Raw genomic sequence first — 24737 nt, forward strand, 5'->3', positions numbered from 1 at the left:
AGTTTGGATGAAAATCTCCCCCGAAGAATTCGCCGAAAAGGCAGTGAACGCAATCCACTCCTGTTTGGAGGGTATTCCTTTCGTCGAGATAAAGGCCATAATCAAAGAGGTCAGATCGAGTTACCGGCGGCCCGATCTCCTGATCACCGTTGGACTCCCTTACGGAGAACAAAGCCTGATAGCTGAAATGAAAAGCAGCGGGGAGCCGCGGTATGTGCGGGAAGCCGCGAGCCAGTTGGTGAAGTACCGCTATTCAGCCCCACCTGGAACCTATGGTCTGGTGATTGCCCCGTTCATCTCTCCCAAAGCCGCGGAGATTTGCGCCGAGGAAAAAATCGGGTATGTGGACTTCAGCGGCAACTGCCTTCTGTCCTTTGGGTATGTCTACCTCGAGAGACAGGGCAGGCCAAATCTCTTTGCCGAGAGGCGCGATTTGCGCTCGCTCTACTCGCCAAAGGCCGAGCGAATTCTCCGCGTGCTTCTTACCTCCCCACACGGACGGTGGAAGTTGCAGGACTTGGCCAAGGAAGCACAAGTCAGTCTGGGGCAGGTTTCGAAAGTAAAAGCTCTCCTGGGCGCTCGCGAGTGGTCGTCGCCTGAGCATGGGCAGTTCCAATTGACAAAGCCCTTCGAACTCCTGTCGGAATGGGCCGCAAATTATGATGCGAAAAGGAATGAGGGACGCAACTTCTACACCTTTAAGAAAGTGTGGGAATTTGAAGCCGACCTGGCCGAGGCCTGTGCCGAGAGCGGAACGGAGTATGCGCTGACCGGATTTTCCGGGGCTGCGAGGCTGGCCCCGGCAGTGCGGTATCAGCGTGCCGCGGCATATGTCAACGTTCCACAAGAGGAACTGGCCTTCCGGCTTGGCTTGAAGGAAGTCTCCAGCGGGGCGAATGTCCTTCTGATGCGGCCATACGACGCCGGAGTCTTTTATGGCATAAGATCTGTGGGCGACATTCGGATCGCCTCGCCGGTTCAACTTTACCTGGACCTCATGGCCATCAAGGGGCGAGGCGAGGAAGCCGCTCAGGCTGTCCTCGAGCAGGCCATCATGCCATTATGGTAACGAAGAGAGACTACACTGCCGATGGTGTCGAAGCCGCCCGCAAAGTGGTGATCGAGCTTGCCCGCCTGCTGGGGGAATACCGGCATCACATCGTGATCGTCGGCGGATGGGTGCCGGACCTCCTCTTTCCGGGGAAGCAACCGCCCCATGCGGGCAGCCTCGACGTGGACCTTGCCCTCGACCATACGCATCTGACGGAGGAGGGCTACAGATCCATCCAGGAACTTTTTACCGGTCGAGGATACAGACAGGGGAATCAGCCCTTCATTTACCTGCGCGATGTCAGTGTGGGCGGCAGGCCAATCACCGTAGAGGTGGATCTACTCGCCGGGGAGTATGAGGGAACGGGGAAGGGCCACAGGCACCAGAAACTGCAGGGAGTTCAGGCAAGAAAGGCGCGAGGGTGTGACATCGCCTTCAACAACCCGATGGAGGTAACGATTGATGGGGAGCTCCCTGATGGTGGTGTCGATTCGGTTCGGATCCAGGTGGCCTCGATCGTCTCTTTTCTGGTCATGAAGGGTATGGCCCTCGATGACCGTCTAAAAGAAAAAGACGCTTACGATATATATTATTGCATCCTGCACTATCCTGGAGGTCTGGATGCCCTGGCGGAGGAACTCATATCTCATGTTGATCACAGGCTGGTGATGGAAGGATTCGGGAAGATCGCCAGGCACTTCGCTTCCGAAGCGCACCTTGGTCCCACACACGTGGCCGCCTTCATGGACGTTACCGATCCGGAAGATCGTGCATTGCTGTGCCGGGATGCGTATGAACGCGTCAACTATGTCCTGGAAAAGCTGGGGATTGGATGAACCTGAAGCTTAAAAAAGTTTTCAGGGGCAAAGCCACTGCTGTTCGGTTATAAGCGGTTGAAATTCAATCGCAATTGTCCCGACGTCGGAGAGGGCTGCTTGCATGGCCCCGGATGAAGTTTCTCCCACAAGTTTCTACGGCTGAACAGTGTTGTCTGAAGGGTTTCCAGCACCTGTGTGATGCTGTGACCCAAGATGTTACCTAAGAACGGATTTACCTAGAAAACAGACTCACCCGGGAATATATTTTCTAGGTAACTTCGTATAAGAACGGCTCCAACTGCGATTAGCCCCACCAGATCTTCCCCCTGCCGTTACCCAAGATCAAAATCCAAAAAGAAAGGGAGCTAGCGAAAGCCGCTAACTCCCTGTTTTTGCTTGGTGCCGAAGCGGGGACTCGAACCCCGACAGGCGTACGCCCACTAGACCCTGAACCTAGCGCGTCTACCAATTCCGCCACTTCGGCAAACAAAAGCGTTGCAAACGCAACCCATGAAGGATATGTTAAAAGTCTTTAGCTGTCAAGCAGAATCCACGCTCCGGGAGGTGTCAAAGCTTCAATGGAAATCTTTCGCGGATTGGAGAATATCCGCCAATCCCTCAACAACCCCGCTATCACCATCGGCAATTTCGACGGCGTGCACCGAGGCCACCAGGCCCTCTTCGACAGAGTCAAGGAATGGGCGAAACGACTGGGCGGGAAGTCGGTCGTCATGACTTTCGATCCGCATCCCGTCGAAGTCCTGTTCCCCAACAAGAACCTTCAATTCATCACGTCCCAGGAACGAAAGCTGGAGCTCATTTCGGCGTCCGGCATCGATGCCGCCATCGTCGTTCCCTTCAGCAGGGAGTTCTCCCGGATTTCGGCGCGGGGATTTGTGGAAGACCTGCTGGTCGGCCGGATCGGGATAAAGGCCCTCGTCGTCGGCCACGATTACCGGTTCGGATACAGCCGTGAAGGCGATATCGTTCTGCTCAAGGAACTGGGCAGGGAATTCGGATTCGAAGTCGAGACGCTGTCGGGGGTGCGCCTGGACGACACCGTCGTGAGCAGCACGGTGATCCGTCAGCTCATCCTCAAAGGGGAGATGAAGCGGGCCAACCGCCTCCTGGGGCGTTGCTATGAAATCGACGGCATCGTGGAAGTCGGCCGCCAGCGGGGAGGCCGGCTGCTCGGGTTTCCCACCGCCAACATCCGCATGTCCAGCCAGGCCCCGCCGCGAACGGGCGTCTATATCGTCGAAGTCGAAGTCAACGGCACCCGCTACCGCGGCGCCGCCAACCTCGGCTACAATCCCACCTTCGGCGATACGGACCTGTCCCTGGAGGTGCACATCTTCGACTTCAGCCGCAACATTTACGGAGAATCCATCAAGGTCTGGTTCCTGGACCGGATCCGCGATGAAAGACGATTCGCCGGACCGCAGGAACTGGCCGACCAGATCAAGCTGGACGTCGCCAGGGCAAGGGAATTCTTCGCCGACAGAAAAGCGGAATGAACGGGATGATCCCGCACCGGAGCTCCTCGCGGCGCTAGAGTTCCCAGGCGCTCTCGTCGGGCTCTTCGGCAATTTCGGGCTCCGGCTGGCGCGCCGCCGCATAGAAACCCTCCTCCATCAGTGCCTCCACCTGGTCCTGCATGGCCGCGATGAGCGGATCGACGGTGCCCGTCGACAGGGCGGATATGGCCACGCCGCCGTGACGCCGGACCTTCCGGCGCGCCCATTCCGGGTCCACCCGGTCAATCTTGTTGAAGACCAGGACGGTGGGCTTGGCCTGCAGCTCGAGCTTCCCGAGGATGCGGTCCACCGCTTCCATCTGTTCCTCGAAGTGCGGATTGCTGATGTCCACCACGTGCAACAGCAGATCAGCGTCGTCCAGTTCCTCTAGAGTCGCCGCGAAGGCGTCGAGGAGGTCCTGGGGAAGGTCGCGGATGAACCCGACGGTGTCGGTCACGATCACTTCGAAATCCCGCGGAAACCGCAGCCTCCTGCTGGTGGGGTCGAGGGTGGCGAAGAGCTTGTCTTCCACGAACACGCCGCTGTGCGTCAGGGTGTTGAGCAGGGTGGACTTGCCGGCGTTGGTGTAGCCCACGATGGAAACGGTGGGGATGTCCTTGCGCAGCCGCCTGGCCCTGCGCTGATCGCGGTTGCGCCTCACCCCCCGGAGCTGGTCGTCGAGGTGGGCGATCCGGTCCTTGATGCGCCGCCGGTTGATTTCGAGCGTCGTTTCCCCGGGGCCTCTGGCCCCGATTCCCCCGGTCAGCCTGGAAAGCGCGTCGTCCTTGACCCCCAGGCGGGGCAGCAGATACTTGAGCTGCGCCGTCTCGACCTGAATCTTCCCTTCGCGGCTCTGGGCGCGCTGGGCGAAAATGTCCAGGATGAGCTGGGTGCGGTCGATCACCCGCAGCTCGGTGGTGTCTGTGAGGGATCTCACCTGGGACGGGTTCAGCTCCCGGTCGAAAATGAGGAGATCCACTCCGCACTGCAACGCCCGGAGCACGATTTCGCTGAGCTTGCCTTTCCCGATGAGATACTTCGGATTGACGGAGCGCAGGCGCTGCACGATGGTGTCCGCGACCACGATCCCGCTGGTGCGGGCCAGCTCGACCAGCTCTTCCATGGACCGGCGGGCGGTCTCCCGGTCCTTTTCCGTGACGCTCACCAGGATCGCCCGGTCCTGCCGGGTGGTGGCCGGAATGGCGAGCCGATTCCGGTCGAGCTCATCTTCCAGGGACTTCACCAGCTCCTGAAAGTCCAGGTCGGGATCGTAGCACCACAGGGGCGGAAGCACTTCCCATCCGCGATCGTGGCCGGCCCCAGGAAGGATATGGGCCACGTCGAGCAGCGTGGCGCCGCCGTTGGGATCGACCCGGATTCCCGCCACACAGTCGAGGCGCAGGAACACCAGGTCCATGAGATCGTCTTGCGAGAGGCCTTCGGCCTGCAGATGCGTATGGACCAGCCGCAGCCCGCGCAAACGCCACCGCCCGCCGCGGCTCTTCGGCAGATCGGGGATAAAGAGCGAGCGGGGGCCCCCCACCAGCACCATTTCCACCGTGCCGTCGCGGCCGATGAGAAGCCCGAGCCGGCGCCCGCATTCAAAGGAGAGGCGGGCAAGATCGCGGGCCAATTCGGGAGAGATCACCTGGCGCGGCGAAACCTTGCGGCGGTATAGTTTTTCAATGCGGTCGCGGATGCTGCTCTTGAGCCCGGCAGTGTTGCCATACGATTTTCGGATGAGCGTACCCCCTTTCCCAAGGAATGTGCCGACCGGTGCGTTGCCTCGGAGTTTAGATGCAAGGTCGCCTGGAAAATAGATTCCCGGGTGAGCCTGTTTTCACGCTTTGCGAGTGAAGCGCAGCCTCATGGACAATTGCGTTCAAGTCCGCAGCATCAGGCGGGAGGGCATAAAGCCCTCCCCTTGTACGTCTGACCGGCACATGAGTCCATACAAGGGTGGGATGCGCGACAGCGCGGCCCACGATCCCAATATCCTTGCCCCAGCGCTTGGCGCCATGAACGATCCGGAACCGACGTGTGAAACGTCCCCATTGAATAGGCTGGTGGCCGCACGCTTTCGCAGCGATCATAACGAGTGCGGGTGAACGGGACTCGGCCTGATCGTTGGCACGGAGGAACCATGCCCACCCTACGGTTCCGGACGGTGCCCGAGGTCAATCCCCGCCCGCGTCGCCTTCCGCCGGGCAGGCGCTGTGTGATCTTGAACGCGCCTCGGGATGGATGCTCCGATGGCTCACCATATTATTATATCCCTGATGCTCCAGGGAATGAAGCCTTATGCCGGAGCAATTCCACGCCCCCCGGCAGGTGGTTCGATCCGGGTGCAAGGGGCTGCCGGTACGGGCATGAGTTTTGATATTCACGATGAAAGGGCAAGATTTTCAAATCGGGTGTACAAGCTGATGTAGCCGAGCCGGATTTCTCCGGTGGGGCCGTTTCGTTGCTTTGCGATCAGGATTTCGGCGGTTCCCTTGTCGGGACTGTTGGGATTGTAAACTTCGTCGCGGTAGATGAAGGCGATCACGTCCGCGTCCTGCTCGATGGCTCCCGATTCGCGCAGGTCGCTCAGCATCGGCTTCTTCACCGATCGTTCCTCGACCTTGCGGTTGAGCTGCGCCAGGGCAATGACGGGGATGTTGAGCTCCTTAGCCAGCGCCTTCAGGGACCGGGAGATGTCGGAGATTTCCTGTTCCCTCCGTTCGGATTCCTTGCCCCGCATCAGCTGCAGGTAGTCCACCACCACCATTCCCAGGCCGCGGTCCGCCATCATCCGCCGCGCCTTGGCGCGCAGCTCCAGCGCCGAAATGGACGGCGTGTCGTCGATGTAAATGGGGACGTCCATGAAAGAACCCGCGGCGGTGAGCATCTTGGCGCATTCGGTCTGACTGAGAAAGCCGGTGCGGATCTTGTGCGAATCGACGCGGGCCTCGGCACAGAGCAGGCGCATGGCCAGCTGCTCCTTGCTCATCTCCAGGGAGAAGAACCCCACCGGAATGCCGCTCTCGACCGCGGCGTTCCGGGCGATGCACAATGCCAGGGCGGTCTTGCCCATGCTGGGCCGCGCGGCGATGACGATCAGGTCGGACTTCTGGAACCCGGCGGTGATCTTGTCGAGATCCCGGTAGTGGCTGGGAACCCCGTTTACCATGTCCCGCTGTTCCTGATAACGCTCGATGGACTCGATGCTCTTCTTGACGATGTCCTTAAGGGACGAGTAGCTGTTGCGGATGCGGTTTTCGGTGATGGAAAAAATCGAGGACTCCGCCTCGTCGAGAATCTCCTCGACGTTCTTCCCACCTCCATAGGACCATGAGCTGATTTCGTTGGCCGTTTGGATCAGGCGGCGCAGCAGGGCCTTCTCATTGATGATCCGCGCGTAGGTGGCAACGTTGCTGGCGGACGGCACGGCATCCACCAGCGATGCCAGGTAGGGCGCGCCTCCCACGGCTTCAAGCTGGTTTTTCTCGGCGAGCAGGGCGGCCGTGGTGACGAGATCGATCGGTTCGTTGCGTTCGAAGAGTTCCTGGATTGCGCGGAAAATGATCCGGTGCGATTCCCGGTAGAACTCATCGCCCTTGATGATTTCGAGGGCCGCGGGCAACCCGTCGTTATCGATCAGAATTCCCCCGAGAAGCGACTGCTCCGCCTCCAGCTGCTGCGGCGGAACCTTCTTGAGTTCTTCCGCGATGGCATCCACTTCGGCTACTCTTCTTTTTCAACCACGACACCGACGGTGGCCGCAATCTGAGCGTCCACGCGGACGGAAACCGTGAATTCCCCGAGTTGCTTGATGGGCTGATCGAGCTGAATGTCCTTGCGGGCCACGATGAAGCCCCGTTCCTCGAGCGCGCTCTGGATGTCGGCGGCACTCACCGAGCCGTACAGCTTGTCCTCGTCGGCCACTTTCCGGCGCAGCACGAGCTTGACCTGGTTGATCTTCTCGGCCACCGAAAGCATTTCCTGGCGAATCTTTTCGCGCTTGGCCGCCAGCACCCGCTTACGATGGTCCAGCTCCTTCACGTTCTTTCCGGTGGCTTCCAGAGCCAGTCCCTGAGGGAACAGATAGTTGCGGGCATACCCCGGGGCCACGTTGACCACCTGCCCGATCTGGCCCAGAGAAGAGAGGTTCTCAGTCAAAATCACTTTCATCATGTTCTCCTTGGAATGACTGGGGCAAGCCGTGCCGCCCCACAATATCCGTATCTTCCCGCGCGGCGGGATCGTCTCTTTTCGCCGCACGGCGGCAAACCGCTCAAGGGCTTTCCGCCGGCTTCCGGGTCAGGCGCCGAAAATCGCACCACAGGTCGAAGAGGCCCAGCAGGATCACGGCCATCGTCGCGAACTGCTGAAGCAAAACGATGCCGTAGCTGAGGAGTCTCATCGCCCGGGGCATCTTCCATCGCTCGAAGTAAAACCCCAATATGGCCAGACCCTGGAACAGGTACACGGTGGCCAGAATGAGCAGGAGGTTCAGTCCCACCACCGTGAGCGTCTTGCCCGGCACCAGCAGCATCACTCCGGCCGCGATCACTCCCCAGATCAAATGATCCGGAGCCTTCCATTCGAGCCACTGTCCCCAGGCCGGAAAGGGGAGCCGGGCCATGCGGCAGTAGCGCCTCGCGGCCACGACATTGAACCATGCCGCCAGCAGAGTGGTGGACACGGCCGCGCCCGGCAGGAGCTTGACCAGAAAGGGGACCATGTTTTGCAGGGATTGCTCGAGGACCTTCTTCTCCTCGCCTTCCCCACCGTACTGCTGCATGGCGGCACGAATGGAGTTGCGCAAATCCTCCTCGACGAAACCCGCGAATCCGGTTTCGGAATCCCCCGCAGCGAGCCAGAACAGGAACGCGCCGGCCACAAATACAAACAGGGTGGGCACTCCGATCGTCTTCTCGATGGACCATTGCCGCCTCATGCCCAGCCCCATCAGCACTCCCATGGAAAGCAGCAGGCAAAAATACGGCACGATCTGCGGCATCCCCAGGACCACCAACAACAACACACCCGCCAGAACGGTCACGCCGGGGCCCCAGTAGCCCATCGGCCGCCCTCTCCTGTAAAGCGAGAGCAGAGTGGGCAGGGGAGTCAGCACGCCCGCGACGACGCCCGCAACCGGGATGAGAAGAATGGCCAGGAACGAGATCAACGTCGCCGTCGTGCCGACGGCGATCTCCATTCCCAGGCCGGGATTACGGTCGAAGCCGTTGTTTTGGCTGAACAGGCCCATGGACCCACATCGAGCAGAGGGCGCAGTGCTGTTTACACGTTATGGATCGTGGTGTGAGGCAACAACGCGATCTGGCGTGCCCTCTTCACCGCCAGAGTCAACTCCCTCTGGTGCTTCGCACAGTTGCCGGAAATGCGCCGGGGGACTATCTTGCCCCGTTCGGTGACAAAATAACGCAACGTCTTGGAATCTTTGTAATCAATCTTGAGCTCGCTATCCACACAAAAACGGCATACCTTGCGCCGATGGAAAGTGCGTCGCCTGCGTCTGATGGCCATAGTGTTCTCCCTGTGACACCCGGTGTCCCGATGGTCCGAAACCTTGAGGTCCCGGAACTGCGCTACTCCTTGTCTTCCGCTTCATCCGTCTGCGCTTCCTCGCCGATGCCTTCTTCCTCCCGGGCAAGGGGCGCGGAACCCTTTTCCTCGGTGTCCTCGTCCTCCGGGAACGAGGGGAGATTCGCGGCCATGCGGGCTGCTTCCTTCTCCGGATCGTAGCGGTCGTCCAGCTTGACGGTGATGAACTTGAGCACGCGTTCATCCAGCCGCATGTTGCGCTCGAGCTCGGCCACCAGCCGGGAATCCCCGGCATATTCCATGAGCACGTAAAGGCCGCGCGACCGCTTCTTCACCGGATAGGCCAGTTTCTTCTTTCCCCAGGGGACGTAAGAAACGACGTCCCCGCCGTTGGCGCCGACAACCGACTTGATCTTCTCGTCGACCGCCGCCGTCACTTCGTCCGGCAAATCCGGATCGATGATAAAAAAGGTTTCATACTTACGCATCGTTACTCTCTCCTTTTGGATTATGCAGCCCCACTCTCGTTCTTGATTGGAGCAAGGAGCCTGGTTCGGCAAACCATATTTGCTATCATATTCCTTTAAACAGCGTCAAGAACATTCTCGGCGGAGGCAGTCCGCCGCCTCACTTCCTGGGGCCGGCGACGTCGGGCGGTCCGAACTCGATCATGAGCTCACCCTCCCGGACCCAGCCCAGTTCCTGGCGCACGAGTCGCTCCTGAGCCTGCGGGTCGTTCTTGAAGCTCACGATCTTGTCGAAGAGCTTCTGGTTCTCTCTTTTCAGCTTGAGGATCTTGGCTTCCAGCTCCCGGACCTGCTCTTCGTGTCGACGGTAGCCTTGAATCCCCTGGGCGGAAAAGAAAATGGCGTAGAGCAGGATCAGGTTCGCGACCAGAAGGATCACCACCAGGAAGCGGAGCAGCTGGACGCCCTTGAAAAGGGACAGGAGCCCGCCTTCCGATTTGTGAGGCGTATCCGGCGTTTTCCGGTTCATGTCATCCGCACCTCGGTGCTTGGTGTTCGATCCACGGACCTTCCGGAAGGCCCGGCCTTTTCCCGCAATTATCCATGCCCCCTCCGACACCCGCGAAGCATGAAAACAGACTCACCCGGGAATCTATTTTCTAGGTAATCTTATACCGAGGTGCGTTCAACTCCGTCGGGAGGGCACAAGGCCCTCCCTTGCTGCATCCGAGCGGCACATCGGTTGGTGCTGGGGGCGAGGTTTATCCCCGCCCGCGTCGCCTCCTGCCGGGCAGGTGTTGCGTGATCTTGAACGCAACCCGCGTTACGGCACGTTCACCGAAGGGAACAACCGGCGGCTCGTGTGAGGCAAAAAGAGCGCGCTCCTGAACTCATCCATGAATTCCGCGTTCACGTTCAATTCCACGTAGGTGATCCGGCCGCACGCCTTTTCCATATCCTTCAGGAGGTCGCGGTCGACCAGCAACATGGCGGCCCCGGCCGCGGCCGTGTTTCCCATCCTGTGGAAGGTCTCCATGGGCAGATCGGGGATCATGCCGATGCGCACGGCCATGGCCGGGTCGATGGATTCCCCGAACGCCCCGGCCACATAGAAGTGCCTGACGTCATCGAATCGGATGCCGACCTTCTTGACGGCGACGTTGAGCATGGCGTACATCGCCGCCTTGGACTTGAGAAAAACCTCGACGTCGGTTTCAGTGATGAGCAACTCCTTTTCGTCGGCGGTCCGGTCGGGGTCGGCGAGAACGTATGCGGGGCCGTCCTCGGTGTGGACGACGCGCCTGCACCCCGGCGGCGAGCTCAGCTTGCCCTGCCGGGTCAGGAGGCGAGCCCGGAACATCTCGGCGATGAGGTCGATCACCCCGGAACCGCAGATACCCGAGGGCTTCACATCGCCCAGGACGTGGAAGTCCGGTTCGAACGTGGCGGGGTCGATGCGGACCCGGTCGATGGCGCCGGGCGCGGCCGGCATGCCACGTTCGAGTGCTCCGCCTTCGAGGGCCGGTCCCGCGGCGCCGGCGCAGGCGACCAGCCATTCTCGGTTGCCCAGAACCACTTCCGCGTTGGTTCCCACGTCCGCCAGCAGGCTGATTTCTTCCGTTCTGTGCATCCCGCAGGCAAGGACCCCGGCGATCAGGTCGCCCCCCAGGTAGGAGCCGGCATTGGGGAAAACGTATACCGGGCCGCGAGGGTGCATGGCAAGGGTCGAATCCTTGCCGCGGAACGTGGGGAAATGATTTACCGCGGGGATGTAAGGTTCCTTGAATAGATTCGCCGGGTCAAGCCCCAGGAAAAAATGACTCATCACGGTATTGCCCGCAACCGTCACGGCGCACAAATCCGAAAGAGAACGCCCCAGGTTCTCCAGGGTTTCCCGGATCGCCCGGTTGATGCCGCCGATGACGATGCGCTGCAGGATCTTGCGATTGCCCCTGGCTCGGGCGAACAGGAGCCGCGAAAGGATGTCCTCCCCGTACTCGGCCTGCGGGTTGGGAATGGAAGTCCCGGCCACGGTCTTGCGGTCGGCGAGATCGATAAAGAACAGGCCGATGGTGGAGCTGCCCAGATCGATGGCAAGTCCGAGCGGAGTTGGAGAGGAACTTCCGGGAAGGATATCGACGATCTCCCAGTGAGAACCGAAGAAGCCCACAAGGACGGTGACGTGAAAATTCTCCCCGCGAATTCGGGCCGCGAATTCGTCGGCGTCGGCAAGCCGGACCTGAATCGGCTCGAATCCTTGCCGGCGCAATGCCCTCAGGAGGCGGTCGAGGTCCGCGGTATTGTCTGCCAGAGATGGTGGGGCAAGCTCCAGTTGAAGCACTTCAACCAGGGGCGCATGCGGCGGCCCCGGGGACTGTGACGGCTGCATTGTCCTCCTGTGCCTTTCCTCGCGAGTGTCCGACGAGCGTTGTCCCACTTCATGTAATACAAGCGGCGACTTTTTTCATTCCTTTTCGCACTCTTCTTGTTACAATTTCATTGTTTTACTGTAATATCAATTTGGAGGCCGACTCGAAACCAGTTTGCGGAGTCGGCGGGCGGCAGGCAGCCGGCGGGTTCGTCGGAAGCCGTCCGTTCGCTGCCCGGACTCCGTCCCCCCGGTTTCCGAAGCGGGTCGTGCCGACTGCGCGGTGATGTGTCTCGGGTCGATGGTGGCTCCCACCCCCCAACGAAGCCATCCAGGGCAGCATTTGCATTGACCGGAACAAGTTATCCTGAAGCTTGACATGTTCGGTCTCTTTACAGTAGTGTTGGGCGGACAACAAACAAGGGACGATTCTTTGGCACGTAAGGGTATGAACTTCCTGGATTGACTCCTCAAGCTCTCATCAAGACCGTCTGCCCCGTGGAACTCGAGATTGTTTGTTGCCTTTGATTCGCTGCCGCACAACCGGGAATCTTGCATCAGGCTTTTAGGCCTCAGGCTGAAGCGACGGTCAGGTATGCCGTCGCTCGGTGATTGTCGTGAACCGCGTTTGGACCATTGGAACAGGGAAGTTATGGACGACATTCAAATCAAAGAACTGGTTGAAGTGATTGCTCGGGCTCTTGCAGAATATCCTGAAGAAGTGATTGTCAGAGAGATTACGGGCCACCAGATTTCAGTGATCGAGCTCAGAGCCGCAAAAGTGGACCTGGGGAAGATCATCGGCAAGGAAGGGCGTAATGCCCACGCCCTCCGGACCATCATGAACGCGGCAGCCACCAAACTTCACAAGCGTGCGGTCTTGGAGATCCTGGAGTAGCGGGAGCCGTGTGAAGGGCCGAAGAATACACATGAGTGCGATGGAACAGAACCCTTCGACGGGCGATTGCGAGCAGGAGGGGCCTCCAGCGTGTTTCGGCAGGCCGGAGAATGTGTGTCCCAGGGACGAGAGCGGCATCATCCAGCCGCAGGCCGCATGCCGGGACTGCAAGCTGCTCCGGTCCTGTCTTCAGCAGGCGCTGCGAACGGAAGGCGTTCTGAAGCCTCCTCCCGTGGTGTCGAAAGTGGGCCATTTTCTGAAGCGCTGGTCCAACCAGAAGCTCTCGCGGACCGATACGAAAGAGGGCGGCTCCGGGTCCTAGCACTTCCTCCCTTCCCGCAACGGCTTTCATGGAACGAGGCGCAAGGTTGCCGACGCAAAATCCCCGCTTGAACAGGATCGTCGTCGTTCACCAGGGGGCGCTGGGGGATTTTCTCCTGGTGCTCGGCGTTCTCGAAGGTCTGCACCGTTGCAGTCCCGACATTCGGATGGGTCTTTGGACTCGAACGGAGCACTTCCGGCTCATCGAAGACAAACCGTACGTCGACGGGTTTCACCCCGCCGGCGGCCCGGAGCTTCTGCCTTTTTTCGATGCGGAACAGTGGAGGCGGGCGGTCCCTCCTTCCTTTTTCACCAACGCTCACGAGATTTTCTTTTTCGGGCAGGAAAGCAGCCGAGCCGTGGCCGATCGCCTGGGACGCAGGACGTCCGCTTCCGTGCACTGGCTGCAGTCTTTCCCGGGACCGGGCGTCGCGCTCCACGCATCGCGGTTCGTCGCCGACCAGGTGCGTGCGTTGGGTTGGGAGGTTCAAGACGCGGCCGCATGCATCTCCCCCTCACCGGAGGACCGAGGCCACGTCGCCCATTGGCTTGACGAAGGGACCGGCGGCCCGGGGCACGGAGGCACGCCCGGCGGTGCCGCCTGCGCGGGCGGCAAACCGGTCGCGGTGCATCCCGGCAGTGGAGGCAGGGCAAAAGTCTGGCCTCTTGCAAGGTGGTGGGGGCTGCTCGAATGGATGCGAAAGGAGAAGGGCGTACCGGTTCTCATGATCCTGGGACCGGCCGACGAGCACCTGTATCCTTTTGCGAGCGCGGCGCGGCGGATCGGGGTCCGGCTGGTGGAAGGCTTGAGCCTTCCCCGACTGGCCGCCCTGCTTTCAGGATGCCGCCTCTACGTGGGAAACGATTCCGGGGTCAGCCATCTTGCCGCGGCGACGTCCATTCCCGCCGCGGTGATCTTCGGTCCCACCGACCCGCGAGTCTGGGCCCCTGCGGGTGCCAATGTCCGGGTCGTTCGGGCCTCGTGGGATCCAGCCACAAACCTGCTCTGGCCGCCTTCATCCGTCGAGACGCCTTCGGAAACCATCAAATCGTCCCTGGAGGAGTTCCTGCCGGCCCGTTGCTGACCCCGCCGCCGTCAGAGCCCCCGCCTTAGAAACTCCAATGCCTGCCCCGCGAGTATCTCCTTCTTGCGTCGGGGCGGATATACCCTGTAGGCGCGCTGTTTATGAATGTTGAACCGGTAGAGGTATCCGCGCGGCAGGACCCGCCCGTAAAAATTGAGGGAGAGCACCGCCGAGTCGTCGGGATTTCCCGTGATGTGGATGCCGTCGTCGAACGGCAGCGTGTGGCAGGTCTCGCCGGCACCGAGCAGAAATCGCTCCGATTCACTCAACCGGGCGAACCCCTCCCGCGAGCCGTCGTCCTCCCTGCGATAATTGATCACTTCGAAGCCGGGCGACACGGCCCCGAGGACACCCCATGAATTGTGGTCGTGGGGGTAGGTGAATTCTTCCGGCCCCCAGAGGTACAAACGCAACGAGAAGAGCCCGTCGGGATGAACGAAAAGGGGGATTTCGTTGTCGAACACGGTGGGGCGCTTGGCGTCGGGGTAGCCCTGCCGGTTCACGATATTTTCCATCAGGCCCACGAAAAGGGCTTTGTTCAGCAGGAGCCGCGGCAACTCGGCCTTGACGAAGCTGATGCAGGCCTGCGTGTCGTCCTGGTTGGCGAGACCCGTCGTGCAACGATCGTAGAAATCCTGAATTTCCGAGGGCATAGTCCGGTTCACGGGATTCATCGGTTCCTCCTTGGCGATCCGTTCGTCTATTCGGTTTCCAGTCGTACGTATTGTTCGTAGAATGGGGCACCACTCCCCATATCGGTCAGCCCCGCGGCGATGAGCCGATTCGCTCCGCCGCCGGCGCTCATCCAGTCTCCACGGCGATACAACACCACCGCCGGGTGCAACCCCGCCATCAGCCTCACCTCCACGCGCAGTCGTCCCAGGGGGGAAACCACCCATGCATTCTCGAGGCGTTCCCCCGACTCCGCGAACGGATTCTCGGGGGCGATCCACACCGTGGGCCGGGCGGCCTGGTCTTCCTGCGGGATCTGCGAATGAATGCTGTCTCCGCGAATCAGGGTCAGCAGGCGCAGCGGATAACCCTCGGGCGGGGGCGGTTCCGGGTGGAGCTCCGGCGGGAAGCGGCATTTGCCGTCCGAATGGGCGAAGACCATGCCGGGGTAGGCCACGGCGGGCCGCTTCGCCTCGATGAAACACTTCGCGCGCAACTCCTCGAGCGTGCCCTCAATGTTCGGGCGGTCGAGAGCCGCTCGGAAGCACGTTTGCGGGTCCGGCAGCAGGATCGGCGGGTCGAGCCGCCGGCCCAGCTCGGAGAGGATTTCGTAATCGGTGCGGGCCTCCCCGGGAGGGTCGAACACCTTCTTCACGTGATGCACGAAATCGTGCAGGTAGGAGGCCACAATGTCTTCCTGCTCCAGGATGAGGGCACAGGGCAGGACAAGGTCCGCATGCCGGGCGGTGTCCGTCATGAAGGCGTCGACCACGACTTTGAACTTGATCTTTTCGAGGGCGCGGACGGTTTGCAGGGAATCGGGCGCCTGGTTCACGAAGTTCGACCCGTTCACCCAGAGCATCCTGACGGGAGGGGCCGACGCTTCCAGGATGTTCCGTCCGATGGTCGGGTAGACCAGCGTACGGCGCGAGGATTCGGCCGGCCCTTTTGCCCAGCCGAAGTCCACGCTGTGCAGGGAATGAAGGTGGTAGTGACTGCCTCCCCCCGAGCGGCCCATATTGCCTGAAAGGACGGCGAGCGCGTTGATGAACCGCACGTTCTCGCCACCGTGGAGATATCGCTGCAATCCGGTTCCGACAATCGTCGCGACGGGTCCCCCATCGGCGTAGAAGGAATAGATTCGCTCGATGTCTTCGTCGTTCACTTCACAGGCGGCGGCCAGCCCGGCCGGATCACGGGCCAGGACCAACTCGCGGAAATCTTCCCATCCTTTGGTGTGGGTGAGGAGCTCCTCGCCGATACGTTCCCGCTCGATCAATCGGCGGATCACGGCCGCGGCCAGGAACCGGTCCGTCCCGGGCCTGATCCGCACCGTGATGTCCGAGGCGGAGGCGTTGCTCATGCCGCCGGGGGAAACCGTCAGAACGCGGGTGCCGCCCCGGCGGGCGCGCTCCACCACGGCTGCCGTGTGCACGGAGCTGCGGGAAAGGTCACGGCCCCAGTTCACGATCGCCCGGGCGTTGAGAAGGTCGGTCACCGAGTTGTTGTCCCGGGAACCGAAATCGGCCACATAGGCGACATAGCCCGCCGAATCGCACAGCGATCCCTTGACGCGGCTCGAACCCAGCAGGGCGAAGAACAGCTTGCTCGCCTGCTTCAGAACACCCTTGGCGCCTTCTCCGTGAACGTGCAGGATCGATTGAGGCTCCCGGCGGTATTCCCCGATCTTTCGTGCGCAAAGATCCAGTGCCTCATCCCATCCGAGGCGAAGCCACTCGCCGCCCCTGCGCAGCAGCGGAGACGTGATGCGATACGGGCTGCGCAGCCGCTTCACGAAATTCCTCGCCTTCCGGCAAACGAACCCGGCGGTGACGGGATGGTCGGGATTGCCCCTGAGCGTCGTTTTCCCGTTCGGCGATGTCTCGACGACGAGCGAACACGAATCGGGGCAGTCCAGGGTGCATGCGGTGACGGTTTTCACGGCCGGTTCCCCTGGCTTCCATTCATGGCGCGGCTGTTCGACACGCCCCGGGCCCGATCGCGCGCGGCGCCCTCAAACGGCCGGACCGCCGGGGACGTGGCAGGGATTCCTCCCGCGCCGCGCTCCATTTCGCGCGCGTGGGCTCCGCCTTTGCCTTTGTCCTGGACGCCTGAAGGTCTCATGATTCGATATCGAACCCCGGATCGTTGATGTGCCTGAATTTCGGAGTGCCGTCCTCGTGAGGGAACGGCGTCCGGTCGATGATCTCAGCCGGCAGGCAGGTCTGTTCGTCAAAAATGTAGAAGGCGAAGTGCAGGAGGTTCAGCCGCTCATCGTAGCGCTTCTGCAGAAGGAAACAGTACAGCGCCCGGATCGCCTCTTCCCGTGACTCTTCCCGCGAAATTCTTCTTTTCAGCAACCTCTCGACGAATCCCGGCACGGGGGCCGAAAGGGACCGCACGAAGAGCCTGCAGTCGAGCGAACAGTCCTGCGGGTCGGATTCGAATCGTTCGAATTCGTCTTCGAGACGGCTCCATTGGATTGTTGTGCGATTTGCATCGCCGGCGCCGGGTTTCATCGCGTTTCAACCTTCAGGATCGAGAATCGTCGTACAAAGGTAACGCATTGCAGGAGACTCGTCCACCTTGCCAACGATCGCAATGCCGGATTCCACCGCGGCTCCGCCGACGTTCCCCCGGACGGTATGGGAATTCCGTCGGCGGACGGCCGGGTCGGGGGCGGGACTGCCACTCGTGCGGATCGCCGGTTCGGCTGATGTACCGGTGCCCCTTTGATACCGGCTCGGGCAACAGACGGTCTCCCGGGAGACATCCTTCGGGGGGTGAAACGGGCGCCATGGGCAATTGAGTTCACGACGGTTGAGATGGGCGGGTGAGCAAGGCCCCGCCCCGAAAGCGCGCGTGTCGCACACGGGACGAGGTCGGTTGCCGTCCGCATCGGCTTCCGATGATCTTTCATCCTGTCATCTTGACCGCGAACCGGCATGGAGCCAAAATCCGTCCGGGCAACCCTTCGGCCGTAAGGGTCCGGGGCGGACCTTGCCGGGCTATGCCGCCCCTCCCTCAACCTGCACGGGATCCCGGGCGATGTGGGATTTCACCTCCTGGCAGAATTGCTTCAGCTCCTCGCCGTCGATGGACTCCTTTTCCAGGAGGATTTTGGCCAGTTTCTCGAGGCATCCGCGTTCCCGTTTCAGTGTGGCGCGTACCTTTTCATGAGCGTCTTCCACGATCCGGGTGATTTCTTCATCGATTTCCTGGGCGATCATTTCGCTGTAGTCCCGTTCACGCGACCCCAGCCCCAGGTCCAGGTGGGCGGAACGCGGATCGCGAGTATAGGTCAAAGGCCCCAGGCGTTCGCTCATCCCGTATTCCATGACCATGCTGCGCGCAATGTCGGTTGCCCGCTGCAGATCGTTCTGTGCCCCGGTGGACACGTCCCCGAAGATGATTTCCTCCGAAACCCGGCCTCCGAGCAGAACCTGCAGGCGATCCAGCAGCTCGTTGCGGGTCATCAGGTAACGGTCTTCGGTGGGAAGCTGCTGCGTATACCCGAGAGCGGCGATGCCGCGGGGAATGATGGAGACCTTGTTGACCGGGTCCACGTTGGGAAGGAGCATGGCCACGAGGGCGTGGCCGGCTTCGTGGTAGGCGACGATCTCTTTTTCCTTTGGATTCATGGCCCGGTTCTTCTTTTCGAGGCCGCCGATGATCCGGTCGGCGGCTTCCTGGAAGTCGGCCATGGTGACTTCGTCCCGGTCTCGCCTGGCCGCTACCAGGGCGGCTTCATTCACCAGGTTGGCCAGGTCGGCGCCGACGAAACCGGGGGTCATCCCGGCGATCTTCTTGAGGTCGACTTCGGAGCCGAGCTTCACTTCCTTGACGTGTACTCTGAGGATCGCTTCACGCCCCCTGATGTCCGGTTTGTCGATGGCGACGTGCCGGTCGAAGCGACCCGGGCGCAACAGGGCCGGATCGAGGATCTCCGGCCGGTTGGTGGCAGCCATGATGATCACCCCCGACCTCGGATCGAACCCGTCCATTTCCACCAGGAGCTGGTTCAATGTCTGTTCGCGTTCGTCGTGGCCGCCGATGGGGTTGAGCCCCCTGGCCTTTCCCAGGGCATCGAGCTCATCGATGAAAATGATGCACGGCGCATGGTCCTTGGCCTGCCCGAAAAGATCTCTCACCCGGGCCGCTCCGACACCCACGAACATCTCGACGAATTCAGAACCGCTCATGCTGAAAAAGGGGACACCCGCCTCCCCCGCCACCGCCTTAGCCAACAGGGTCTTTCCCGTACCGGGGGCACCCACCAGTAGCACGCCCTTGGGGATGCGGCCGCCGAGACGCTGGAACTTACCGGGGTCTTTAAGGAACTGAACGATCTCTTCGAGCTCTCCCTTGGCTTCATCGATTCCCGCGACGTCGTCAAAAGTGATCGTGATTTCCTTTTCCGCAAATATCTTGACCCGCGCCTTTCCCACCGAAAGCACCCCCTGGGGGCCGCCTCCCATGCGCCGCATGAGGAAGCTCCAGAAGAAGATCATGATCGCGAACGGCAGCAGCCACCAGGTGATGAGGCCCAACCATGGGTTCTGCACGTCGCCGCTGAACCTGATGTTTTTCGCCTCGAGCTGCTTCACCAGCTCGGGATCCTCCACCCGGATAGTGTTGAACCGCCGGCCGGGGCCGTCGTTCTCCTTCATGGTGCCCGTAATCCGGTCATGCTCGATGACAAGGTTCTGGACGTTCCCGTCGTGGACCCGTTGCTTGAATTCGGAATAGCTTATCTTCTCGCTCTGCTGTTCCCCCATGTATGTCTGCATCCACACGATCAGTAACAATGCCAGAATGAAATACCAGATCGAGAAATGCACCTTCCTTTGCGAAGGGTCGGGGCGGCCGGGACCTCCGTCACCAGGGGAGCCTCTGAGTCTGTCCATGAACTTGTCCATCGGGTTGGTATCTTCGTCACTCTTCCTTGCCATGTGCCGCTCCTTGAGACTGTGTCTCGACGGGTTCAACCCGCTTGCCCGGATATCCCCGCTCCGAAGCCACCCTTGGACGTCGCAACGGGAACGGCCGCATCCCGAGCTGCCGTTCCGTGCAGGACGCATTTTCAATTCCGACGCTTTTCCCGGAGAAGACCCGCGGCGAGGAGGCGAACCGGCTCCAACATGCGGCTCGGTACCATTTAAAATATATTACAGTCCAGCAAGTATGCAATGCATCTCGGGACAAATGGAAAAAAGTGACTAAAGTGAAAACCATTTCCGGCTCGTTTCGGTCCTCCGGGGCGGAGGGAGTAAGGTACAGGTGTATGGCCGTCGCGGTGCAAGGCCACGTTGTCATGTCATTTGTGTGATTTTTTCTTTGTATTTACCGATTATAAGAATTAGTATGTCGTCCGATTCCGGGTCTTGACATGAAGGGAGGCATTTGGATGGAACGAGTGCTTAGAGTAGTGAGCATTTTTGCAGTACTGTTGCTTCTCGCGCCCGTACTTGCAGATCTTGGGTCCGGGGCCGGCGCCCGGCGCGTGCAAGGGGTTGCATTTGCAGCCGGGGCGGGAAACAATGAGGAACGTGCTGCACCCGCGGCCGAGCCGATCTCCGATCCCTTGGAGAAACTGAACCGAGGCATATTCAAGCTCAACGACCGCCTCTATTTCTGGGTCATGAAGCCGACCGCCACCGTCTATAGCTGGTACTTTCCGGAAGGGTTCAGAATCTGTGTGCGCAATGCCTTTACCAACTTCATGTTTCCCGTTCGGTTCATCAACAATGTCCTTCAGGGCAAGTTCCAATATGCCGGTACGGAAGCCGGCCGCTTTGCCGTCAACTCGACCCTCGGATTCGCCGGAATGTGGGACATCGCCGCCCGTGATTTCGGACTCGTCGTGCGCGATGAGGACTTCGGCCAGACACTGGGTGCCTGGGGCGCCGGATCGGGGTTCTACATCGTGCTGCCCGTTTTTGGGCCATCCAATGTTCGGGATACCGTCGGACTCGGTGTCGATTCGGTCATGAACCCTGTGTTCTGGCTGGCGAGCACGCCTGTGAGCGCAGGGGTGAAGGCCGGGAAAACGGTCAACAGCATGTCGTTGAGGATAGGCGAGTACGAGGATTTCAAGAAATCGGCCCTCGATCCCTACATCTCCATGCGCGAGGCTTACACGCAGTATCGTGCGGAGGAGATGGCGAAGTAGTGTGCCCCGCGGCGCCGGGCTTTGGCGGCCCGCGGCGTCGATGGCGCTGTGGGACGGGGTTGCCGCGGCAGGGTGATGCCGCGAACGAAGGTGCATGAAAGAAGGGCGGGATGATCCCCGCCCTTTTCTTTTGGTGCGCCCGGCAGGGCGCGTTCACTTGGAGGTGCAAGTCCTCTACAGGCCCGACAGGGGGAACTGTTAGCCGGACGGCAAGGGTGTCCATCGCGAGGTGGAATCTGAAGGAAGCCGCAGGCAAAGCGCTGGCTCGACGAATAGGAACCGCATATGAGGCGGTCATGCCGGATGAGAGGGCCAATATCTTCAAAGTCCGATACCTGTACGGAAGGCGTGGGCGTAAATGCGGCGGGCATAAGCGTGAAGGTGGGTGCGCATTACCCGGGGAGGTCTGTCGATCTGCCTTGTGCTACCGCTGTCGAGAGGCGGCGGGAAGGGTCGACAGAAGTCAGCAGAGGGCATAGTAGGTCCTTCGACCGGACTGAAGGCCCGAACGTGAAGTGTGTGACGGGAGCCTTGAATTTCGATGAGGAATGGAGACGCGGACAGCCGGACTGGGACGCCCGGCACATCTTCGGGGGGGAGCGGAGGGAATCCGCAAGGACCCGTTGCTTGTGCGTCAAGCCTCGCGGCAAGGAGAGATGACTCCCGCCAGAGGACAATGCAGTTGATGGAGGCGGTGGTCGAACGCGAGAACATGTTTGGAGCGCTTCGCCAGGTGGAGGCGAATAAAGGTTCGGCGGGCGTGGACGGAGTAAGCGTTGATGCCCTCAGAGCCTGCCTTCGTGAACACTGGCCGCGCATCAAGGAAGAACTGCTTGAGGGCAGGTACCAACCGCAACCCGTGCGAAAGGTGGAAATACCCAAGCCGGGCGGGAAGGGAATGCGACAATTGGGCATTCCAACGGTGATGGACCGGCTCATACAGCAGGCGCTCAATCAGGTAATGCAACCCATCTTCGACCCGGACTTTTCCGAGTCGAGCTACGGATTCCGACCCGGTCGCAGTGCGCACCAGGCCGTGCTCAGAGCACGGGAATATGCCGCAACAGACCGGCGGTGGGTCGTGGACATGGACCTGGAGAAGTTCTTTGACCGCGTCAATCACGATATCCTGATGGCGCGGCTCGCCCGCAAAATAGCGGATAGGAGAGTTCTTCAACTCATCCGTCGCTATCTTCAGGCAGGGTCGATGGTCGGAGGTGTCGTATCGCCCCGAACGGAGGGAACCCCACAGGGGGGACCACTCTCACCACTTCTTTCCAACATCTTGCTTGATGACTTGGATAAAGAACTGGAGCAAAGGGGCCATGCGTTTTGTCGGTACGCTGACGACTGCAACATCTATGTAAAGTCAAGGCGCGCAGGGCAAAGGGTACTGGAAAGTCTCACCCGGTTTCTTGCCAACAGACTGAAGCTCAAGGTCAACGTGGACAAGAGCGCGGTAGCGCGTCCGTGGGTCCGCAAGTTCCTGGGCTACAGCATGACGTTCCATAAACGGCCAAGGCTGAGAGTGGCCCCCGCCGTGGTGGATCGCATGAAAGCGAAGCTAAGGGAACAGTTTCGGATGGGCCGAGGACGCAATATCCGCCGCGTTATCGAAGAGCTGACACCTGTTTTACGAGGTTGGGTGAACTATTTCCGGCTGTCCGAGGTGAAGGGAAATTTCGAGGAGCTCGATGAATGGATACGCCGCAAGTTTCGGTGCATCATCTGGCGACAGTGGAAAAGGACCTACACTCGGGCAAAGAACATGATGAAGTGCGGTTTGGGGGAAGAGAGGGCTTGGCGATCAGCCAAGAATCAGAGAGGCCCCTGGTGGAACTCCGGAGCCTCACACATGAACCAATGTTTCCCCAAACGCTTCTTTGAACGACTTGGACTCGTGTCACTGCTAAGTCAGCTACGAAGACTTCAATGTACTTCATGAACCGCCGTGTACGGAACCGTACGCACGGTGGTGTGGGAGGACGGGGAAGGCGACTTCCCCTCCTACCCGATGGTGTGCCCGTCAGATGTAGACAAGGGGAAGGCTTTGTGCCCTCCCACCCAGTGCGCTCATCTTGAATGCAAAATTGTTTCAGTCAACCGGGTCTTCGCCCGGGACCGGCTTTTCCGGTCTCTTTGCCTCGAAATGCGAGCAAATGGCGTTCGCCAGCCCTGGAATGGTGTATTCGGCGGGCATGATGTGGACTTTCAGGCCGTGTTTCACGGCGGTCTGCGCGGTGACCGGTCCGATGCAGGCGATTGCGACCCCTTCGAGGAGCGGCAGAATCTCGCCCCGGTCAAAGAGACTGAAGAAATTGGAGACGGTGGACGAGGAGGTGAAGGTGAGGCAATGAATTTCGGCCTTCCGGAAGCGTTCGGCAATTTCCGGGCCGCGCTCCCTCGGGATGACGGTCCGATAGGCCGGCACCACCTCGACCAAAGCGCCTTTGGCACGGAGCGTTTCCGGAAGGATATCCCGGGCGACCATAGCCCGCGGGATCAGAAAGCGACGCTCTCGCAAGTCCGCGTCGCCGAGCGAATCGAGAATGGATTCCGCACGGTATTCCGAGGGCACGAGATCGACTCTCAGGCCCGTTTTCTCCAGAGCTTCAGCCGTCTTCGGGCCGATGGCCGCCAGACGGACACCCTTCAGTTCGCGAACGTCCAGCCCCAGTGCCCGCAGCCTTTCCATGAAAAACCGGACGCCGTTCACGCTGGTGAAAATCGCCCAGTCATAGGATGCCAGCCGCCGGATGGCTTCATCGAGCTCCCGCCAGGATGGAGGCGGTTCGATGGCGATGGTCGGAAACTCGATACAGTGTGCGCCCAGTTCGGTCAACATGCCTTTGAAATCGCTCGCCTGTTCGCGTGCACGGGTCACCACGATGCGCCTGCCGAACAGTGGACGATTCTCGAACCAGTTCAGCTCGCCGCGCAGATTCACCACGTCGCCCACGACGGTGATCGCCGGCGGTTTGAGCTGAGCTTCCCGGACCCTTTCCACAATGTTTTCGAGTGTTCCGGTCACCGTCTGCTGGTCGGGTGTCGTTCCCCAGCGAATGACGGCCACCGGCGTCCGTGCCGGTCTGCCGTGCGCGATCAGACTTCGGCAGATTTCCGGCAAGTTCTTCACGCCCATGAAAAACACCAGGGTGCCGACACCGGTGGCAAGCTTGTCCCAGGCGATTTTGGAATCGCCTTTGTCCTCCCGTTCATGGCCGGTGACGAAGGCCATGCTCGCCGTGTGGTCTCGATGGGAAAGGGGGATGCCCGCATAGGCCGGCACCGAGACGGCGGCCGTTACGCCGGGCACCACCTCGAACGGGATACCCGCCTCGACCAGGACTTGAGCTTCCTCTCCACCACGTCCGAACACGAAGGGGTCTCCGCCTTTGAGGCGGACCACCACCCGGTCGCGCGCCTTGGCGACCAGCAGCGCATTGATGCCGTCCTGGCTCAGGGTATGGTCGCCGCCTTTCTTGCCCACATAGATCTTCTCGGCATCGGGGGGAGCGTATTTCAGGAACTCCTCGTTCGCAAGGTAGTCATAGATGACCACTTCGGCTTTCTCCAGGACTTCACGGCCGCGAAGGGTCAACAGCCCGGGATCGCCGGGACCCGCTCCAACCAGGTAGGCTTTGCCTTTGGACACGATTCTTCTTCCTCGGTTGCGTTAAGATTCGACTCGGCTGATCTCGTTGTCTCGAGTGCAACGAAACCGGAGAAAGGACATTTCATACCGAGGTGCGCTCAAGATCACACAGCACCTGCCCGGCGGGAGGCGACGCGGTCGGGGATAAACCCCGCGCGTACGG

Annotated in this window: 21 protein-coding genes and 1 tRNA gene; 8 read left to right on the forward strand and 14 right to left on the reverse strand. The window is 60.6% G+C overall.

Annotation, left to right across the window (positions count from 1 at the left end; all coding sequences use genetic code 11):
* Positions 1-7: 7 nt before the first annotated feature.
* Together SFUM_RS16450 and SFUM_RS16455 are read left to right on the forward strand one after the other, a co-directional pair.
* Entirely contained in the window at positions 8-1069 is a 1062-nt protein-coding gene (locus tag SFUM_RS16450; RefSeq protein WP_011699978.1) for a type IV toxin-antitoxin system AbiEi family antitoxin, read from the forward strand.
* Positions 1063-1887: a hypothetical protein gene (locus SFUM_RS16455; RefSeq protein WP_011699979.1), complete on the forward strand. Its 825-nt coding sequence runs from the start codon at positions 1063-1065 to the stop codon at positions 1885-1887. Before SFUM_RS16450 ends, SFUM_RS16455 begins: the two co-directional genes overlap by 7 nt.
* Before the next feature lie 379 nt (positions 1888-2266).
* Here the strand turns inward: SFUM_RS16455 and SFUM_RS16460 are convergent.
* Positions 2267-2353 (reverse strand) — tRNA-Leu (locus tag SFUM_RS16460).
* Positions 2354-2447: 94 nt separating this feature from the next.
* On the opposite strand from SFUM_RS16460, the gene SFUM_RS16465 reads away from it, so the two are divergent.
* Complete coding sequence (locus SFUM_RS16465) at positions 2448-3386, forward strand: bifunctional riboflavin kinase/FAD synthetase (protein WP_011699980.1); 939 nt, start codon at positions 2448-2450, stop codon at positions 3384-3386.
* Positions 3387-3420: 34 nt separating this feature from the next.
* Here the strand turns inward: SFUM_RS16465 and hflX are convergent, their stop codons facing one another.
* The 8 genes from hflX to SFUM_RS16505 form a co-directional block, all read right to left on the reverse strand.
* Complete coding sequence (gene hflX, locus SFUM_RS16470) at positions 3421-5034, reverse strand: GTPase HflX (RefSeq protein WP_244148071.1); 1614 nt, start codon at positions 5032-5034, stop codon at positions 3421-3423.
* Positions 5035-5769: 735 nt separating this feature from the next.
* Positions 5770-7107 (reverse strand): replicative DNA helicase, encoded by a 1338-nt coding sequence (gene dnaB, locus SFUM_RS16475; protein WP_011699982.1) that lies wholly within the window; start codon positions 7105-7107, stop codon positions 5770-5772.
* A gap of 5 nt (positions 7108-7112) precedes the next feature.
* A complete protein-coding gene (gene rplI, locus SFUM_RS16480; RefSeq protein ID WP_244148072.1) occupies positions 7113-7562 on the reverse strand; it encodes a 50S ribosomal protein L9 in 450 nt (149 codons plus the stop codon).
* A gap of 100 nt (positions 7563-7662) precedes the next feature.
* Entirely contained in the window at positions 7663-8640 is a 978-nt protein-coding gene (locus SFUM_RS16485; RefSeq protein WP_011699984.1) for a YybS family protein, read from the reverse strand.
* A gap of 32 nt (positions 8641-8672) precedes the next feature.
* The gene (rpsR, locus tag SFUM_RS16490; RefSeq protein WP_011699985.1) at positions 8673-8918 is read right to left on the reverse strand and encodes a 30S ribosomal protein S18; all 246 of its coding nucleotides are present in this window, start codon (positions 8916-8918) and stop codon (positions 8673-8675) included.
* A gap of 62 nt (positions 8919-8980) precedes the next feature.
* A complete protein-coding gene (rpsF, locus tag SFUM_RS16495) occupies positions 8981-9424 on the reverse strand; it encodes a 30S ribosomal protein S6 (RefSeq protein ID WP_011699986.1) in 444 nt (147 codons plus the stop codon).
* A gap of 139 nt (positions 9425-9563) precedes the next feature.
* Positions 9564-9932, reverse strand: a complete 369-nt coding sequence (locus tag SFUM_RS21995; protein ID WP_011699987.1) for an FtsB family cell division protein — start codon at positions 9930-9932, stop codon at positions 9564-9566.
* 294 nt (positions 9933-10226) lie between these two features.
* Positions 10227-11792, reverse strand: a complete 1566-nt coding sequence (locus tag SFUM_RS16505; RefSeq protein WP_011699988.1) for an ASKHA domain-containing protein — start codon at positions 11790-11792, stop codon at positions 10227-10229.
* A 631-nt stretch (positions 11793-12423) separates the two neighbouring features.
* Here SFUM_RS16505 and SFUM_RS16510 point away from each other — a divergent pair.
* The 3 genes from SFUM_RS16510 to SFUM_RS22000 are packed head-to-tail and all read left to right on the forward strand — an operon-like array spanning position 12424 to position 14075.
* A complete protein-coding gene (locus SFUM_RS16510) occupies positions 12424-12669 on the forward strand; it encodes a KH domain-containing protein (protein WP_011699989.1) in 246 nt (81 codons plus the stop codon).
* A gap of 31 nt (positions 12670-12700) precedes the next feature.
* A complete protein-coding gene (locus SFUM_RS16515; RefSeq protein ID WP_150109541.1) occupies positions 12701-12991 on the forward strand; it encodes a hypothetical protein in 291 nt (96 codons plus the stop codon).
* Between the two features lie 46 nt (positions 12992-13037).
* Positions 13038-14075, forward strand: coding sequence for a glycosyltransferase family 9 protein (locus SFUM_RS22000; protein WP_011699991.1), 1038 nt, complete (start codon positions 13038-13040; stop codon positions 14073-14075).
* Between the two features lie 11 nt (positions 14076-14086).
* Here SFUM_RS22000 and SFUM_RS16525 read toward each other — a convergent pair whose 3' ends face one another.
* The 4 genes from SFUM_RS16525 to ftsH form a co-directional block, all read right to left on the reverse strand.
* Positions 14087-14749 (reverse strand): cupin domain-containing protein, encoded by a 663-nt coding sequence (locus tag SFUM_RS16525; protein ID WP_011699992.1) that lies wholly within the window; start codon positions 14747-14749, stop codon positions 14087-14089.
* A 26-nt stretch (positions 14750-14775) separates the two neighbouring features.
* Positions 14776-16689, reverse strand: a complete 1914-nt coding sequence (locus SFUM_RS16530; protein WP_011699993.1) for a molybdopterin-dependent oxidoreductase — start codon at positions 16687-16689, stop codon at positions 14776-14778.
* Between the two features lie 178 nt (positions 16690-16867).
* Positions 16868-17266, reverse strand: coding sequence for a hypothetical protein (locus SFUM_RS16535; RefSeq protein ID WP_011699994.1), 399 nt, complete (start codon positions 17264-17266; stop codon positions 16868-16870).
* A 489-nt stretch (positions 17267-17755) separates the two neighbouring features.
* Entirely contained in the window at positions 17756-19699 is a 1944-nt protein-coding gene (gene ftsH, locus SFUM_RS16540) for an ATP-dependent zinc metalloprotease FtsH (protein WP_011699995.1), read from the reverse strand.
* Positions 19700-20154: 455 nt separating this feature from the next.
* Between ftsH and SFUM_RS16545 the strand changes: the two genes are divergently transcribed.
* Both SFUM_RS16545 and ltrA read left to right on the forward strand, forming a co-directional pair.
* Entirely contained in the window at positions 20155-20919 is a 765-nt protein-coding gene (locus SFUM_RS16545; RefSeq protein ID WP_011699997.1) for an MlaA family lipoprotein, read from the forward strand.
* Between the two features lie 541 nt (positions 20920-21460).
* Positions 21461-22864 carry a group II intron reverse transcriptase/maturase gene (gene ltrA, locus SFUM_RS16550; protein WP_011699998.1) on the forward strand — a complete coding sequence of 468 codons (1404 nt, stop codon included), beginning with the start codon at positions 21461-21463 and terminating at the stop codon, positions 22862-22864.
* Between the two features lie 150 nt (positions 22865-23014).
* On the opposite strand, the gene cobA is transcribed toward ltrA, so the two are convergent.
* Complete coding sequence (gene cobA / locus SFUM_RS16555) at positions 23015-24574, reverse strand: uroporphyrinogen-III C-methyltransferase (RefSeq protein WP_011699999.1); 1560 nt, start codon at positions 24572-24574, stop codon at positions 23015-23017.
* Positions 24575-24737 lie beyond the last annotated feature (163 nt).

The organism is Syntrophobacter fumaroxidans MPOB, from assembly GCF_000014965.1.
Classification (GTDB): domain Bacteria; phylum Desulfobacterota; class Syntrophobacteria; order Syntrophobacterales; family Syntrophobacteraceae; genus Syntrophobacter; species Syntrophobacter fumaroxidans.

Bases quoted from the DNA above. Each gene is read 5' to 3' on its own strand.
- SFUM_RS16450 (WP_011699978.1), top strand. From the start codon at position 8: ATGAAAATCTCCCCCGAAGAATTCGCCGAAAAGGCAGTGAACGCAATC.
- SFUM_RS16455 (WP_011699979.1), top strand. From the start codon at position 1,063: ATGGTAACGAAGAGAGACTACACTGCCGATGGTGTCGAAGCCGCCCGC.
- SFUM_RS16465 (WP_011699980.1), top strand. From the start codon at position 2,448: ATGGAAATCTTTCGCGGATTGGAGAATATCCGCCAATCCCTCAACAAC.
- rplI (WP_244148072.1), bottom strand. From the start codon at position 7,562: ATGATGAAAGTGATTTTGACTGAGAACCTCTCTTCTCTGGGCCAGATC.
- SFUM_RS16485 (WP_011699984.1), bottom strand. From the start codon at position 8,640: ATGGGCCTGTTCAGCCAAAACAACGGCTTCGACCGTAATCCCGGCCTG.
- rpsR (WP_011699985.1), bottom strand. From the start codon at position 8,918: ATGGCCATCAGACGCAGGCGACGCACTTTCCATCGGCGCAAGGTATGC.
- rpsF (WP_011699986.1), bottom strand. From the start codon at position 9,424: ATGCGTAAGTATGAAACCTTTTTTATCATCGATCCGGATTTGCCGGAC.
- SFUM_RS21995 (WP_011699987.1), bottom strand. From the start codon at position 9,932: ATGAACCGGAAAACGCCGGATACGCCTCACAAATCGGAAGGCGGGCTC.
- SFUM_RS16505 (WP_011699988.1), bottom strand. From the start codon at position 11,792: ATGCAGCCGTCACAGTCCCCGGGGCCGCCGCATGCGCCCCTGGTTGAA.
- SFUM_RS16510 (WP_011699989.1), top strand. From the start codon at position 12,424: ATGGACGACATTCAAATCAAAGAACTGGTTGAAGTGATTGCTCGGGCT.
- SFUM_RS16515 (WP_150109541.1), top strand. From the start codon at position 12,701: ATGAGTGCGATGGAACAGAACCCTTCGACGGGCGATTGCGAGCAGGAG.
- SFUM_RS16525 (WP_011699992.1), bottom strand. From the start codon at position 14,749: ATGAATCCCGTGAACCGGACTATGCCCTCGGAAATTCAGGATTTCTAC.
- SFUM_RS16535 (WP_011699994.1), bottom strand. From the start codon at position 17,266: ATGAAACCCGGCGCCGGCGATGCAAATCGCACAACAATCCAATGGAGC.
- ftsH (WP_011699995.1), bottom strand. From the start codon at position 19,699: ATGGCAAGGAAGAGTGACGAAGATACCAACCCGATGGACAAGTTCATG.
- SFUM_RS16545 (WP_011699997.1), top strand. From the start codon at position 20,155: ATGGAACGAGTGCTTAGAGTAGTGAGCATTTTTGCAGTACTGTTGCTT.
- ltrA (WP_011699998.1), top strand. From the start codon at position 21,461: ATGAGGAATGGAGACGCGGACAGCCGGACTGGGACGCCCGGCACATCT.